The sequence below is a fragment of the Streptomyces sp. PsTaAH-124 genome (assembly GCF_000373685.1).
Classification (GTDB): domain Bacteria; phylum Actinomycetota; class Actinomycetes; order Streptomycetales; family Streptomycetaceae; genus Streptomyces; species Streptomyces andamanensis.
The window spans coordinates 45,813-60,541 of sequence record NZ_KB892170.1 but is presented as its reverse complement, the minus strand read 5'-3'; the positions used below and the strand labels follow the sequence as shown (position 1 = coordinate 60,541).

The 14,729-nt window shown below is 74.1% G+C and carries 11 protein-coding genes; 5 read left to right on the top strand and 6 right to left on the bottom strand.

Going from position 1 to position 14,729, the window contains the following annotated elements; translation table 11 throughout:
• The first annotated feature begins 37 nt into the window (after positions 1-37).
• Genes B086_RS0117770 through B086_RS0117755 form a run of 4 tightly spaced genes read left to right on the top strand, consistent with a single transcriptional unit; the run spans position 38 to position 5,311 of the window.
• Positions 38-1,612 carry an NAD(P)-binding domain-containing protein gene (locus tag B086_RS0117770; RefSeq protein WP_018567779.1) on the top strand — a complete coding sequence of 525 codons (1,575 nt, stop codon included), beginning with the start codon at positions 38-40 and terminating at the stop codon, positions 1,610-1,612.
• Entirely contained in the window at positions 1,609-2,679 is a 1,071-nt protein-coding gene (locus B086_RS0117765) for an alpha-hydroxy acid oxidase (RefSeq protein ID WP_018567778.1), read from the top strand. Before B086_RS0117770 ends, B086_RS0117765 begins: the two co-directional genes overlap by 4 nt.
• Entirely contained in the window at positions 2,676-4,040 is a 1,365-nt protein-coding gene (locus B086_RS0117760; protein WP_018567777.1) for a cytochrome P450, read from the top strand. The genes B086_RS0117765 and B086_RS0117760 overlap by 4 nt, the downstream gene beginning before the upstream one ends.
• Positions 4,037-5,311, top strand: a complete 1,275-nt coding sequence (locus B086_RS0117755) for a cation:proton antiporter (protein WP_018567776.1) — start codon at positions 4,037-4,039, stop codon at positions 5,309-5,311. The genes B086_RS0117760 and B086_RS0117755 overlap by 4 nt, the downstream gene beginning before the upstream one ends.
• An 83-nt stretch (positions 5,312-5,394) precedes the next feature.
• On the opposite strand, the gene B086_RS0117750 is transcribed toward B086_RS0117755, so the two are convergent.
• The 4 genes from B086_RS0117750 to B086_RS0117735 all read right to left on the bottom strand — a co-directional run bounded on the left by B086_RS0117750 (position 5,395) and on the right by B086_RS0117735 (position 10,665).
• Complete coding sequence (locus B086_RS0117750; protein WP_018567775.1) at positions 5,395-6,843, bottom strand: class I adenylate-forming enzyme family protein; 1,449 nt, start codon at positions 6,841-6,843, stop codon at positions 5,395-5,397.
• The gene (locus B086_RS0117745) at positions 6,836-8,380 is read right to left on the bottom strand and encodes an NAD(P)-binding domain-containing protein (protein WP_018567774.1); all 1,545 of its coding nucleotides are present in this window, start codon (positions 8,378-8,380) and stop codon (positions 6,836-6,838) included. The genes B086_RS0117750 and B086_RS0117745 overlap by 8 nt, the downstream gene beginning before the upstream one ends.
• A 107-nt stretch (positions 8,381-8,487) precedes the next feature.
• Entirely contained in the window at positions 8,488-10,092 is a 1,605-nt protein-coding gene (locus B086_RS0117740) for an ABC-F family ATP-binding cassette domain-containing protein (protein WP_026252528.1), read from the bottom strand.
• 195 nt (positions 10,093-10,287) lie between these two features.
• A complete protein-coding gene (locus B086_RS0117735) occupies positions 10,288-10,665 on the bottom strand; it encodes a winged helix-turn-helix transcriptional regulator (protein WP_018567772.1) in 378 nt (125 codons plus the stop codon).
• A 106-nt stretch (positions 10,666-10,771) separates the two neighbouring features.
• Between B086_RS0117735 and B086_RS0117730 the strand changes: the two genes are divergently transcribed.
• Positions 10,772-11,611 (top strand): SDR family oxidoreductase, encoded by an 840-nt coding sequence (locus tag B086_RS0117730; RefSeq protein ID WP_018567771.1) that lies wholly within the window; start codon positions 10,772-10,774, stop codon positions 11,609-11,611.
• A 64-nt stretch (positions 11,612-11,675) separates the two neighbouring features.
• On the opposite strand, the gene B086_RS0117725 is transcribed toward B086_RS0117730, so the two are convergent.
• Positions 11,676-12,422, bottom strand: coding sequence for an alpha/beta hydrolase (locus B086_RS0117725; RefSeq protein ID WP_018567770.1), 747 nt, complete (start codon positions 12,420-12,422; stop codon positions 11,676-11,678).
• 274 nt (positions 12,423-12,696) lie between these two features.
• A complete protein-coding gene (locus tag B086_RS0117720) occupies positions 12,697-14,472 on the bottom strand; it encodes a M4 family metallopeptidase (RefSeq protein WP_018567769.1) in 1,776 nt (591 codons plus the stop codon).
• Positions 14,473-14,729: the final 257 nt, after the last annotated feature.

Here is a 14,729-nt window from a genome sequence, read left to right as displayed (position 1 = left end):
CAGAGCGCTCTGAAATCCGCTGGATAGCTTCCGGGCCATGGCGCATGACTACGTGATCATCGGAGCGGGGCCCGCGGGACTTCAGCTCGCCGCCTCCCTGGAGCGTGCCGGTGCGGACTACGTGGTCCTGGAGCGCGGCAGCGTCCCGGGCGCGTTCTTCACCCGTTTCCCCCGGCACCGCACCCTCATCTCGACCAACAAGGTGCACACCGGTTACGAGGATCCGGAGCTGCGGCTGCGGATGGACTGGAACTCCCTGCTGAGCGACGATCCCGAGCTGCTGTTCACCCGGTACAGCCGGCGCTACTTCCCGGCGGCCGACGACATGGTCCGCTATCTGGCGGACTTCGCGGAGCGCACCGGCGTCCGCGTGCGGTACGGCACCTCGGTGGAGCGCGTCTCGCGCGACGCCGACGGTTTCACCGTGACCGGTGCCGCCGGGGAGACCTGGCGGGCGCGGCGCGTGGTGGCGGCCACCGGGGTGCCGCTCGCGAACGTGCCGTCGATCCCCGGCATCGAACTGGCCGAACGCTACGACACGTTCGACACCGACCCGGAGTCCTTCACGGACCAGCGGGTGCTGGTGATCGGCCGGGGCAACTCGGCCTTCGAGACGGCCGACAGCCTGATGGAGACCGCGGCGGTCATCCACCTGGTCGGCTCCGGTTCGCTGCGCCTGGCCTGGCAGTCGCACTACGTGGGCCATCTGCGGGCGGTGAACAACAACTTCCTGGACAGCTACCAGCTCAAGTCGCAGAACGCGCTGCTGGACGGGCGGGTCCTGGAGATCCGGCGGGACGGGGACGGCTTCCGGGTGCCGGTGGCCTTCGAGCGGGCCGACGAGGTGGTGAAGGACCTGCGCTACGACCGGGTGATCGTCGCGACCGGGTTCCGGTTCGACGCGTCGGTCTTCGACGCCACCTGTACGCCCGAGACGGTGATCGACGGCCGGTTCCCCGCCCTGACGCCGGTCGGTGAGTCGGTGAACGTGCCGGGGCTGTACTTCGCCGGGACCCTGACGCAGGGCCGCGACTTCAAGAAGTCCACCACCGGTTTCGTGCACGGCTTCCGCTACTCGGTGCGCGCCCTGTACCGGGAGCTGCGCCGGCGCCACCACGGCGAGCCCTGGCCGGTGGCGGAGCTGGGCCCGGAGACCGGGGCGGCCGTCGACCGGATCATCGAGCGGGTCAACCGGTCCTCCGCGCTGTGGCAGCAGTTCGGCGTCCTCGGCGACCTGCTGCTGCTCGCCCCGGACGGCACGCTGCGCCACGCCGAGGAGGTCCCGGTCGGGCACGTGGCGCAGGCCGTGCGCGCCGGGGACTTCGGGGAGGTGGCCGCGTACGCGGTCGTCACCCTGGAGTACGGGGCCGACCACGACCGGGTGGACCCGTTCGACGTGTCGGCGGGCCGCTCCGCGCGGCGGGACGCGCCGGGCCTGGACGGCCGCTATCTGCATCCGGTGGTGCGCTGGTACCGCGCCGGGGAGGACGTCGCCGAGCACCATCTGGCGGAGAACCTGGAGAACGAGTGGGACAGCGAGGACGTGCACCGGGGCCCGCTGCGCACGTTCCTCGCCGCCCGGCGCGGCCCGGCCGCCCCGGTGGCGCCGTGACGCTGCGCGCGCTGCACGAGACGGCACGCCGGACCCTGGACCCGGTGCACTACGACTATGTGGCGGGCGGCGCGGGCGAGGAACGCGTCCTCGCCGACAACGAGCGGGCGTTCGACCGGTACGCGCTGCTGCCCAGGGTGCTGCGCGGCAATGAGCGGCGGGACACCTCCGTCGATCTGCCGGGCGCCCGCGGCGCGGGCCCCGTGGTGGTCGCGCCGACCGCGTTCCACCGGCTGATGCACCCGGACGGCGAGCTGGCCACGGCTCGGGCCGCGGCCGCCGAGGGCGCCGTCCTGGTGACGGGCACGGCCGCGACCGTCGCGGTGGGCGAGGTGGCCGCGGCGGCGCGGGAGGCGGCGGCCGGCGCTGCCGTGTGGTTCCAGCTCTCTCCGCATCCGCGCCACGAGGTCACCGAGGCGCTGGTGCGGCGGGCGGAGGAGGCGGGCTGCACGGCCCTGGTGGTCACCGTCGACTCCCCCGTGTTCGGACGGCACACCCGGGACCTGCGCAACGGGTTCACTGACCTGCCGCCCGGCTGTGCCGCCGAGAACATGCGGGACCTGCCCGGCGCCCCGCCGGGCGGACTCACCGACATCCCCATGTCCCCGGCCCTGACCTGGCGGGACTTCGACGGGCTGCTGGGCGCGACCTCACTGCCCGTGCTGGTGAAGGGCGTCCTGCACCCGGCGGACGCGCTGCTCGCCGTGGAGCACGGCGCGGCCGGGATCGTCGTCTCCAACCACGGCGGCCGCCAGTGCGACACCGTACCGGCCTCGGTGGACTGCCTGCCGGCGGTCGCCGAGGCGGTCGCGGGCCGGGTGCCGGTGCTGCTGGACGGCGGCGTGCGCCGGGGCGGCGACGTGGCCGTCGCGCTCGCGCTGGGCGCGGCGGCGGCCGGGGTGGGCCGCCCGGTGCTGTGGGCCCTGGCCGCCGAGGGCGAGGCGGGCGTGCGGCGGGTCCTCGCGGAACTGCGCGACGACTACGACCACACGCTGGCCCTGTGCGGCGGCGCCCGCAACGCCGATCTGACACGGGACATGGTCGTCCGGAGAGGCGGGACGCGGTGAGCGGCGGGCGGACGGCGGACACGTGGTGGCTGCCGCGCGCCGTGGTGGCGCTGCGGGTGCGCATCTTCGAGAAGGTGAACCACGACCGGGCCGTGACGCTGCCCAACGCCGCCCACGGGCCGGAGGTGTTCGAGCGGGTGTACGCCCATCCGGCCGCGAACGGCCGCAGTGCCGGGGCGGGTCTGTCCGATCTGTTCTGGTACTGGCTGTCGCCGGGGTCCGAGGTGCACCAGGAGCATCTGGAGCCGGGCGCGCGCTACGAGGACGTGGCCGAGACGACCCGGCGGATCCTGGCCGGCGGCTCGGCCGACCTGGCGGCGGGCGCCGCCCGCGCGGTCGCCGCCGCCCTGGACGCGCTGCCCGCGGACCGGATCAGCCTGGTGCGGCTGCGGGACCTGGTGATGCCCGCCTGGGCGGAGTTCTGCTACGGGCTGGTGTTCCGCGAGCCGTGCCCGCCGCACGCCCAAAAGCTGATCACCGCGCACGCCGACGATGTGATCAGCGCCCTGAAGTGCACGGGGCTGCGCCATCCGCGGCGCCGGGCGCGGCTGACGGCGTATCTGCGCGAGCGGCTGGCGGCCGGTGACGTGCCGCACCGGCTGCCCGCCTCGCTCTCGCCCGAGGAGCAGGTCTTCTACCTCCAGGGCACGTTCTTCAACACGGCCGTCGTGCAGCTCTCGGAGGCGACCGCGCATCTGCTGCTGGCGCTGGCCCGGCATCCCCGGGTGCAGCGGCGGCTCGCGGACGACCCGGGCGACGACCGGTATCTGACACAGGTGCTCGACGAGACGATGCGGCTGTATCCGCTGTTCGGCATCGCGCACCGCATCACCACCGACGACATCCCGCTCGACGCCCGCACCACGCTGCCGCGCGGCTCGGTGGTGTGCTTCAGCTACCCGGACTACCACGCCACGGGCTACGAGCGGCCGGACGTCTTCGACCCGGACCGCTGGGCGTCGCTGTCCGCCAGGGACGCCCACCACATCCCGTTCGGGGTGGCGGCCAACCGGCCGTGTCCGGCGTGGCGGCTGTCGCCGCTGGTGCTGCGGGCCGCCGTGCGCGAGGTGCTGGGCCGCTTCCGGCTGGAGTCGGCGGTCTCGCACACCCGGTCCATCCCGCACCGCGCGCCCTGCCTCATGGTCCCGCGCGGCCTGGAGCCCGGCAGGCGGCTGGCGCCGCTGCGGGGCTTTCTGCGGGTGCGCGACGGCGTGGAGGACGTCACCCGGGGGGTGCGGCAGCTCGTGCTCGGCACGGTGATGGTGCTGCACGCCCGCCATCAGCGGCCCGCCGCACGCTACTTCGAACGGTTCCCGCCCGGCCGGTGCCCGGTCGCGCGCTCAGGAGGTGACGGCGGATGAAGCCGACGGAGCTCGCCCCCGTGTTCTTCCTCGCCGTCGTGGTGATCCTGGCCGTCTGCCGGCTGGTCTCGGGGCTGCTGCGGCGGGTGGGGCAGCCGCCCGTGGTCGGGGAGATGCTCGCGGGCGTGGTGCTGGGCCCCTCGGTGCTCGGCGCCCTCCTGCCGGGCGTCGAGGCACGGCTGTTCCCCGCGGAGTCGCGGCCGGTCCTGTACGTGGTGGGGCAGATCGGCCTCGTCGCGTTCATGTTCCATGTCGGCTGGGACTTCCGGGTGGACCGGCTGCGCGGGGTCGCCCGCCCGGCCGCGCTGGTGTCCGCGGCCGGGGTGCTGGTGCCGGTGGTGCTCGGGGCGGTGCTGGTCGCCGCCGTCGGCGAGCGGACCGGCACGCTCGCGCCGGGGGTGCCGCTGGTGGTGTCGGCGCTGTTCGTGGGGGTGGCGCTGGCGGTGACGGCGTTCCCGATGCTGGCGCGGATCATCGCCGAACAGGGCCTGGCCGGGACCCGGTTCGGGTCGCTGGCGCTCGGTGCGGGCGCCGTGGACGACGCGGTGGCGTGGGTGCTGCTCGCGGGTGTCTTCAGCATCTCCGGGGGCAGCGCGGGGCTGGTGTCGCTGGCCGTGGCCGGTGCGCTGGGGCTCGTCGTGGTGCTGGGGGTGGTGACGCGTCTGCACGGCCGCACCGTGCGGCTCGCGGAGCGGGCGGCGCCCGAGAGTCTGCTGCCGGTGCTGGTCGGCGCGCTGTTCCTGGTGGCCTGGTACACCGACGAGATCGGGCTGTACGCGGTGTTCGGGGCGTTCTGCCTCGGGCTGGTCTTCCCGCGCTCGGAGCGGCTGGACCACACGGTGGAGACGCTGAAGCCGGTGGGCACGGTGTTCCTGCCGCTGTTCTTCACCTACTCGGGGCTGAACACGGACTTCGCCCTGCTGGGCTCGGGGCCGGTGCTGCTGCTGACCCTGGGGTGCGTGCTGGTGGCGGTGGCGGGGAAGTTCGGCGCGTGCTGGCTCGCCGCGCGGCTGGCCGGGGAGCCGGGGCCGGTGGCGCTGCGGGTGGGGGCGCTGATGAACGCCCGGGGGCTGATGCAGCTCATCGCGCTCAATCTGGGCCTCGCGGCGGGCATCGTGACCCAGGCGCTGTTCAGCGCGCTGGTGGTGGTCGCCGTCGTCACCACCGTGATGGCGACCCCGCTGCTGCACTGGATCGACCGGCGGGAGCGGGCACGCCTCGGCCCGTCCCGCGCCGGGGCCCTCGCGCCGGGGGTGCCGGAGGGGCGCTGACACGGGGCCGGGCTCCGCCGACGCGTGCGCGGCACGTGTCGGCGGAGCCCGGCGGGCAGTACGGCTGACGGACCCATGAGCCGTCAACCAGCCTCCGCCAGGCGCCTCTTGTCGGGTTTCCCGGCGGGGGTGAGCGGTACCTCGTCGAGGAGGGTGAGGCGGGTCGGGGCGGTGGCCTCGCCCAGCTCGGCGGTGACCAGGGCGCGCAGTTCGCCGAGTCGGGGAAGGCGTCCCGGTGCGGGCACCACGAAGGCGTGGACGGCCTCGCCGGTGTCGTCGTCGGGGACGGCGACGACGTACGCCTCCCCCACCGCCGGGTGCGTGGCGAGCACCCGCTCGACGGGACCGGCGTAGTACACCTGGGCGTTGACGATGATCACGTCGCGGACGCGCCCGGTGAGCCAGAGGCGGCCCTCGGCGTCGAGGTGGCCGCGGTCGCGGGTGCGGACCCAGCCGCCGGTGAACACCTCGGCGCTCAGCGCGGGTTCGCCCAGGTAGCCGCAGCCCTGGGAGGGGGTGCGCACGAAGAGTTCGCCGTCCGTTCCGGGCGGCAGGCACCGCCCCTCGTCGTCCCTGACCTCCAGGTCGACCGGGGGGACGCCCAGCGAGCCGGGTTCGTCGTCCGGGGTGGCCATGGAGATCATGCCGGTCTCCGTCTGGCCGTAGCCGTGGAAGACGACCGGTCCGAGCACGTCGGCCGCCTCGCGCAGCCGGGCGGCGTCGACCGGGGAGCCGGAGACCATCAGGGCGCGCAGTGTGCCGAGGTCCACGGGCCGGGCCCGGACGCTCGCGACGAGCTTCGTGAGGCGGGCCACGGTGATGACGCTTCCGGTGGCCCGGTGGCGCACCAAGCTGTCGGGGAAGGCCGGGGCATCGGCGGTGACGAGGGTGCCGCCCGCGGCGAGGGCGAGCAGCCCGTACTCCATCATGACCTGGCTGGCCAGGGTGCCGAAGACGAGGAACCGTTCCAGCCGCGGCGCGAGTTCGCGGACGGCGGGGGGCCAGCGGTCGGGGTGCGCGGCCCAGGCCGCGGTCATCGCGGCGTAGGTCTGGGCGCACGCCTTGGGGACGCCGGTGCTGCCGCTGGTGTGCAGGAGCCGGGCGATGTCCTGCGGCCGGGCCGAGACCGGCGGGCGCCGTCCGTCGTCCCCGGTGGCGAGCAGGTCGTCCAGGGCGAGGACGGTGCCGGGCCGCGCACCGGCCGCGCCGTCCGGGGAGTCGGTGACGCGGAAGGCGGTGCCGGTGAGCACGTGCTGGCGCTGGCGTGGCGTGAGGCCCGGTCGTACGCCCACGACGCGGGCGCCAACGGTGTGGGCGGCGAGGACGGCGGCGAACGCCTCGGGGCCGACGCCGAGCAGCAGGGCGACGCCGTCGCCGGGGCGGACGCCTCGGGCGCGCAGGCCGTTCGTCACCCGCCCCGTCAGGGCCAGCAGCCGGTGTCCGGTGACGACCCGGTCGCCGTGCTCGAAGACAGGGCGGTCGCCCGCCGCTTCGAGGAGGTCGAGGACGGCGCCGGGGAACTGCTCAGCCAAGGCAGGACTTCACGAACGCGGCCAGCGGCTGCCGGTGGACGGCCGGGATGTCCCAGTCGTTCTCCAGGTTCTCCGCCAGGTGGTGGGTCCCGGCGAGTTCGCCGTCGCGGTAGTGGCGCACCACGGGGTGGAGATAGGTGGCGTCCATGGCGTGTTCGGGGTCGTTCTCGCTGACGCGGGGCACGGTGACGTCGAACGGGTCGACGTGGTCGTGGTCGGGCCCGTACTCCAGGTCGACGACGAACCGATGTGCGGCGGGGCCGAGTTCACCGTCGGTGACGTAGTCGAGGGGGACCTCCTCCTGGTAGAGGGCGTGGTCCTGGTGGACGGTGACCACGTCGCCGAGGAAGCCGAACTGCTGCCACAGGCCGGAGGAGCGGTTGACGCGCTCCACGAGAGCGTCGGCGACGGCCTCCGGCGCGGCGGGCAGGGTACGGGCCGGCCAGGGTGTCGCGTGGTGGCGGGCGCCGAGGATGCGGTGCAGGGCGCGCACCCCGTAGCGGAAGCCGTGGATGAAGCCGTTCGTGGAGCGTTTGAAGTCGCGCTGCTGCGTGAGCGTACCGGCGAAGTACAGGCCGGGTACGTCGACCGACTCGTAGGCCGAGGTCTGGGCGGGGAAGCGGCCGTCGACGGCGAGGGCCGGGCGGCAGCCGACGTCGAACAGCGAGGCGTCGAAGCGGAATCCGGTGCAGACCACGATGCGGTCGTAGTGGAGTTCGCGGAGCCGTTCGGTGGTCCGGGCGTAGCGGAACTCCACCCGGTAGCCGCCGTCCGGCCGCCGTTCGATCCGCTCGACGGTGCCGTCCAGGACGGCGTTCTGCGACTTGAGCTGGTAGCTGTCGAGGAAGTTGTTGTTCACCGCGCGCAGATGGCCCACGAAGTGGGTCTGCCAGGCCAGTTTCAGCGAGTGCGGTCCGGCGACGTGGATGACGGCGGCCTTCTCCATGAGGGAGTCGGCGGTCTCGAACGCGGAGTTGCCCTTGCCGAGGACGAGCACCCGCCGGCCGGTGAAGGAGGCCGGGTCGGTGTCGAAGTCGGTGTAGCGTTCGGCTTCCTCGATGCCGGGGATGTCCGGGATGTGTGGCAGGGACAGGCCGGTGGCGACGACGAGGCGCCGGGCCCGCCAGGTCCGGCCGGTGTCGTCGCGTACGGTGAAGCCGTCGTCGTCGCGGGAGACGGAGGCGGCCCGGACGCCGTACTCGACGCGGGCGCCGGTGCGCCGGGCGAAGTCGTCCAGATAGCGCACCAGGTCGTCGGCGGCCGGGAAGTAGCGCTCGGTGTACCGGGTGAGCCGCAGCGCGGGATCGTCGGTGAGCAGCGAGTTCCAGTCCATGCGCAGGTCGCGTTCCGGGTCGCTGTAACCGGTGTTGACCTTGTTGATCGATATGAGCTGCCGATGCCGGGGGAAGCGGGTGAAGAACGTCCCGGGCCCGCTCCCCCGCTCCAGGACGACGTAGTCGCGTCCCTCGCGTTCCAGCAGAGCGGCGAGCTGGAGTCCGGCCGGTCCGGCCCCGATGATGAGGTAGTCGCGCACCATGGGGCGGACGCTAGCGGGCACGGATCAGAGGACTCTGAGATTGCGGCCCCGCCGCTCGTCCGCCGGACCCGGAGACGGCCCCGGCGGACGAGCGCGGGCGGGGCGGATCAGGCGAGGGCGACCAGGGCGCGGTGGTCCTCGCTCCACAGATCCTCGTCCGCGTCCGGCAGGAGCAGGACGCGGCCGGGGCGCAGCGCGTCGATGGCGCCCTCGTCGTGGGTGACCATCACGATCGCGCCCGGGTAGGAGCCGACGGCCGCCAGGACCTCGCTGCGGGAGGCGGGGTCGAGGTTGTTGGTCGGCTCGTCCAGCAGCAGCACGTTGGCACCGGAGTGGACCAGCCCGGCCAGCGCCAGGCGGGTCTTCTCCCCGCCGGACAGGACCCCGGCGCTCTTGTCCGCGTCGTCCCCGCCGAACAGGAACGCGCCCAGGACCCGCCGCGCCTCGCCCTCCGTCAGGTGCGGGGCGGCGTCGGACAGGTTCTGTAGGACCGTGCGCCCGGGGTCGAGGGTGTCGTGCTCCTGCGCGAAGTAGCCGAGCCGCAGCCCGTGCCCGTGCACCACACGACCGGTGTCGGGCCGCTCGGCTCCGGCGAGGACGCGCAGCAGGGTGGTCTTGCCCGCGCCGTTGAGGCCGAGCACGACCAGGCGGTTGCCCCGGTCCACGGCCAGGTCCACGCCGTCGAGCACCCGGCGGCCGCCGTAGGACTTGGTCAGGCTGACCGCGCCCAGCGGCATCCGGCCGCACGGCAGCGGCTCGGGCAGCCGGATCCTGGCGGTCTTCTCCGTGCGGCGGGCCGGTTCCAGGTCCGCCAGCATGCGGTCCGCGCGCCGGGCCATGCTGCGGGCCATGGCGGCGGTGGCCGAGCGGGCCTTCATCCGCTCCGCCTGTGTGTGCAGGGCCGCGGCCTTGCGCTCGGCGTTCGCCCGCTCCCGCTCCCGCCGTCGCCGGTCCGCCGCACGCTGGGTCAGGTGGGCGGCCCAGCCGGTGTTGTGGACGTCGATGGCCGCCCGGGTGGCGTCCAGGTGGAAGACCCGGTTGACCACACCGGCGAGCAGGGCGGTGTCATGGCTGATCACCACGAGACCGCCCGGGTACTCGCGCAGGAACGCGCGCAGCCAGCCGAGGGAATCGGCGTCCAGGTGATTGGTCGGCTCGTCCAGCAGCAGCACGCCGTCGTGGCCGGCGAACAGGATCCGGGCCAGCTCGACCCGGCGCCGCTGGCCGCCCGAGAGGTCGCCGACCGGCTCGGGCAGCACCCGCTCGGGCAGACCGAGACCGGCCGCCACACGGGCGGCCTCGGCCTCGGCCGCGTACCCGCCGCCGGCCTGGAAGGCGGCCTCGGCCCCGGCGTAGGCACGCATCGCCCGCTCCAGGTCGCCCGGCGAGGCGGCCCCGGCCATCGCGGTCTCGGCCGCGCGCAGGCGGCGCAGCGCCGTGTCCAGGCCACGAGCGGACAGGATCCGGTCCAGGGTCGTGACCGCCGGGTCGGCGGCGCGGGAGTCCTGCGCGAGGTGGGCGACCGCGCCGGTGCGGGTGATGGTCCCGGCGGCGGGCTCGGCCCGTCCGGCGAGGGCGGTCATCAAGGTGGTCTTCCCCGCTCCGTTGCGGCCGACCAGGCCGATACGGTCACCGGGGGAGACGGTGAAGGAAATTCCCGAGAGCAGCAGGCGGGCGCCCGCACGCAACTCGGCATCGCGAACAGTGATCACGGGATGACGCTCCGAAAAAGCGAAAGGACACACTTCTGGCGTGGAAGCGGGTCCTCAGCTAGGAGATTCGGGGCGTAGACATGTGCCTCACCCTAGCCGACGCCGCCCGGCAGGCCACAGCCGCGCCCGGCTCCCGGGGCTCCGGCGGGGGCACGTACGGACGCGCCGAGCGTCTCGCCACGGCGACGGCCGTGGTCAGCGGTCCTGCGTGTCGCCCGGCGGCAGCCGCCGGGTGATCCGGTCGAAGAGGTCCGTCAGCGGCTCGCCGACGTCCCGGCCGAACTCGGTCAGCCCGTAGGTGACCTGAGGCGGTGTCGTCGGCTCGACCTTCCGCCAGACCAGGCCGTCCTCGACCAGCGCGCGCAGGGTCTGGGCGAGCATCTTCTCGCTGATGCCCCGGATGCTCTCGCGCAGCTCGTAGAACCGGAGATCGGTGTTCCGCAGGGAGATCAGCACCCAGACGCCCCACCTGCTGGTCACATGGTCGACCACGTCGCGCGCGGGGCAGTCCGTGTGAAACACGTCATACCGCTCCCCCGCCCCGGCCTGTCTGTCCTGCACGCCTCCCGCCATGTCATGAGCTTACCCGGAGGTACGTCCTTACCAAAAGTTAGCCCAAGCTCCTAGCGTGACGAGCGCACAGAACTTCTGACGAACCATCTCTTGCAAGGAGCTTTTCATGATCGTCGTGACCGGGGCCACGGGGAACATCGGCCGGCCGTTGACGCGGGCGCTGGCCGAGGCGGGACAGCGGGTGACGGCCGTGTCGCGGCGTCCGGCGCCGGTGCCGGACGGGGTCCGGCACCGGGTGGCCGACCTGTCCGAGCCGGCCGGCCTCAAGCCCGCGCTGGAGGGGGCCGAGGCGCTGTTCCTGCTGCTCTCCGGCGATCTGCACGCCGCCGGAGCCAGCCCCGCCGACATCGTCCGGGAGGCGGCGGGCAGCGGGGTCCGGCGGGTCGTCCTGCTCTCCACGCTGGGCGTGGTGACCAGGCCCTTCGGTGCCACGCGGATCGCGATGCGCGCGCTGGAGGACACGCTGCGCGAGTCCGGTCTCCAGTGGTCGATCCTGCGGCCGGGCGGCTTCGCCTCCAACGCCCTGTGGTGGGCCGAGTCCGTGCGCACGCGGCAGCTCGTCGCCGCGCCCTTCGGTGACATCGGGGTGCCGGTCGTCGACCCGGCGGACATCGCGGCGGTCGCGGCGGCCTGCCTGCTGGACGACCACCACACCGGCGGCGTCTACGAGCTGACCGGCCCGGAGGTGATCACTCCTCGTCAGCAGGCGCGGGCCCTGGCCGACGCGCTGGGCTCACCGGTGAGGTTCCAGGAGCTCACCCGCGCGGAGGCCAGGGACGCCATGGCACAGAGCATGCCGGCGGAGCTGGCCGACGACACCCTGGACATCCTCGGTTCGCCGAACCCGGCCGAGCTGCGTGTCAGCCCGGACGTCGAACGGGTCCTCGGCCGCGCCCCGCGCTCCTTCGCCGACTGGGCGGCGCGCCATGTGGCGGCGTTCCGCTGAGGTATGACTCCCCCCGGTCCCGGATCCTTCTCCACCCGTCCGGGACCGGGACCGGTCACCCCGCCTACACCATGACCGGGTCGGTGCTCGTCATGCTCCGCGCGGCCAGCCCGGTCCGCGGTCCGTCCTCGGGCGTGCGGCCCGGCGCGCCGAGTTCCCCGCCCTCCCCGTCGCTGAGCAGGTCCGCGGTGATCTCCGCCACGGACCGGTGCCAGAGGCCGGCCCGGCGCAGCATCGCGTGGTCGCCGCCCCGGACCAGCACCGCACCGGCGGACGCGCCGCGGGCGCGGGCGCGCCGGACGTAGGCGACGGAGGCGGCGGGGCTGGTCACCCGGTCCCGGTCGCCGTGCACGACGACGAGGCTCCTGCCGCGCAGCTGGTCGACAGGTTCGTCCTCGACCACCCAGGGAGCGAGCGCCAGGACGCCGGTGACCTGGGGGTGACGGGATGCCGCCAGCGCGGCCCTGCCTCCCATGGAGTGCCCGATCAGCACGACGGGCACCTCGCCGTGGGCCGCGGTCAGCTCGTCCAGCGCGGCCAGGGCGTCCTGGGCCGGATCGCCCTCGTTCCAGCCCCGGTACCGGTAGCGCACCTCGCCGAGGAGCACATGTCCGGACGGGACCGCCGATGCCGCCGACCGCAGCACGGGGCGCATGCGCAGCGCGGCCGGGTGCCAGCACCGGGAGGGCGCGCGGCTCTCCTCCTGTCCGCCGCGCAGGGCGAGTACGGCGGCCCGGACCCGCGGGGGCAGCTGCCGCACCCGCAGCGGGGATCCGCCCGTGCCTCCGCGGTCCTGTGCCGTCGCCGTCATCGTCGTCCTCCCTGGCCCCGCGCCGGGCGCTCGCACCGGGGGTCCGTTCCGGTCCCCGGCCCGGCCCGCCGAAGTGCGGCCGGAGTGCCACAGTACGGCCGCGCGCACACCGGCGGCGACGGTCACTTCGGGCGGACCGTCCTTGCGCGGACGGCCCGCCCGGGTGCACCCGCCCCGGGACCGGCGCCGACCGCGGGCGCGCTGGGCGGGTGGAGGTCCGGCCCGCCCGCCGGCTCGTGGCAGCCGGGCGGGCCGGACGTCTGGTCGCGGCGGATCAGGGCCGGTTGGCGGCGGTGACGTCGACCGCCGCCCAGGCCTTGTCGACCGCGGCGTACTCGGTGCTGGTGGTGCCGTAGAGGTCACCCGCCGCCTTCAGCGTCGCCTCACGGGCGTCGTGGAAGTCGGTGGTGGAGACCATGTACCGGGTCAGGGCCTGGTAGAAGACGCGCAGCGCCTTGTCCCGGCCGATGCCCTGGACGGTGGAGCCGTCGTAGGTGGCGGAGTCGTAGGTGACGCCGTTGACGGTCTTGCGGCCGCTGCCCTCGGCGAGGAGGTAGAAGGCGTGGGAGGAGACGCCGGACCCGGCGTGCACCTCGGCGTCGGCGGTGGACTCGGTCCAGTAGTCGATGGTGCCTTCGAGCCGGTCGAGGGAGGGCTTGTCCAGGCGGCGCAGGAAGCCCTGGTCCAGGCCGAGCTGTTCGCCCATCAGGTAGTTGCCGGTCTTCGGGTTCGTGCTGAACTCGGTGGCGCTGCCGAAGATGTCGGCGAGCGACTCGTTGAGGGCGCCCGGCTCACCGTACTGGTTGCCCCGCGAGTCGACCCGGGTCGGTTCGAGACCGGCGGTGGCCGCGACGACGCCGTGGGTGAGTTCGTGGCCGGTGACGTCCAGCTGGACCAGCGGCTTGGTGAAGGTCTGGCCGTCCCCGTCGCCGTAGATCATGCAGTGGCAGGTGTCGTACCAGGCGGCGTTGCCGTAATCGGTGCCCCAGTGGACCACGCCCTTGGGGCCGGCGCCGTCGTTCTGGATGCCGTTGCGGCCGAACGTCTTCTTGTAGAAGTCGAAGGTGGCGGTGAGTCCGTGCGAGGCGTCCACCGCGGCGGTGGCGTTGTCCTTGGTGGTGCCGTCGCCCCAGGTGTCGTCGGAGTCCGTCAGCGCGGAGGCCGCGGTGAAGATCTTCGCGTCCTCGCGGGTGGCGTGCTTGGCGTCGCGGATCTCGGCGTCACCGCGGGTGGTGTCCTTGAGCAGAAACGTCCGGGCGGCCGTCTGCGTGGTGTCGAGGGTGACGGTGCCGGAGAAGAGGGACAGGCCCTTGCCGACGGCGGGAGCCGGGTAGCCGGAGCTCTTGCCGGAGGCGCCCACGAGGGCGCTGCCCGCGGCGGTCCTCGGGTGCGGGGTCTCGCCGCGCTGCTGGAGGCGCGCCACGACCTGCGGCGACAGGAACCCGTCGACGGTGGGCGCGCTGCGGAGCACGCTGCCGGTGGCCGCGTCGACCAGGACGGTCCGGGCGGCGTCGGGGGCGCCGTCCGCGGCCGTGACGGCGACCTGGTAGGCGAGGGTGCTCGCGCCCGCCGTGTGGTCCACCACCAGCCGGGCCGCGCCGGCCTGTCCGCCGCGCACCTGGGCGGCGGCGTGCTTCTCGGCCTCGCGCGGGGTGAGTTCCGCGGCGGTGGAGGGCAGCGAGACGGCTCTGCCCGCCGCGCGCGTCACCCCGAGGTAGGCGGAGTCGGCGCCCAGGTGGACGACGAGATCACCGCCGACGACCGGCACACCGCGGTAGAGCTGGGCGAAGCGCACATGCCGCTTGCCGTCCTGATCGGCCATCACCTCGACGGCCCTGAGCCGGGTCTGCGTGCCGACTCCGGTGGCGGCGGCGTGGGCGAAGGCCGCGGCCTGGGCCGCTTCGACGGTCGCGGACGTCCGGCCGGCCGCCTGGGCCGCCGCCGTGGGGGTGTGTCCGGCCGGTGCGGCCACGGCCGTGCCGGCGGTCGCGGCCAGGGCGGTGGCGGCGACGAGGGCGAGAGCCGTTCGGGATATTCGCGCGGAACGCATGCGTGGTCCTCGGAAGTCGAAGATGTGGGGAGTGGGGAGTGCGGGCCCCTCGTCCGGGACGGCCGGGGTGCCCGCTGCCGAGGACCCTGACATGCTTGGCATGCGCACGTGAAGAAGGTGGCGGCGCAGATTGCCGAACCCTTTATTTCCGCGGCTCATTGTGAAACGGCCGTCGTGCGGACGGTGCCGGACAGGGCCCGCGCGGACGACACGGCGGCGGAGAGATTTTTCGTTATGACCGCACGGCCACGGGGTCA

Coding starts and splice junctions, on each gene's coding strand:
- B086_RS0117770 (WP_018567779.1), top strand. CDS start 38: ATGGCGCATGACTACGTGATCATCGGAGCGGGGCCCGCGGGACTTCAG.
- B086_RS0117755 (WP_018567776.1), top strand. CDS start 4,037: ATGAAGCCGACGGAGCTCGCCCCCGTGTTCTTCCTCGCCGTCGTGGTG.
- B086_RS0117745 (WP_018567774.1), bottom strand. CDS start 8,380: ATGGTGCGCGACTACCTCATCATCGGGGCCGGACCGGCCGGACTCCAG.
- B086_RS0117735 (WP_018567772.1), bottom strand. CDS start 10,665: ATGGCGGGAGGCGTGCAGGACAGACAGGCCGGGGCGGGGGAGCGGTAT.
- B086_RS0117730 (WP_018567771.1), top strand. CDS start 10,772: ATGATCGTCGTGACCGGGGCCACGGGGAACATCGGCCGGCCGTTGACG.
- B086_RS0117725 (WP_018567770.1), bottom strand. CDS start 12,422: ATGACGGCGACGGCACAGGACCGCGGAGGCACGGGCGGATCCCCGCTG.
- B086_RS0117720 (WP_018567769.1), bottom strand. CDS start 14,472: ATGCGTTCCGCGCGAATATCCCGAACGGCTCTCGCCCTCGTCGCCGCC.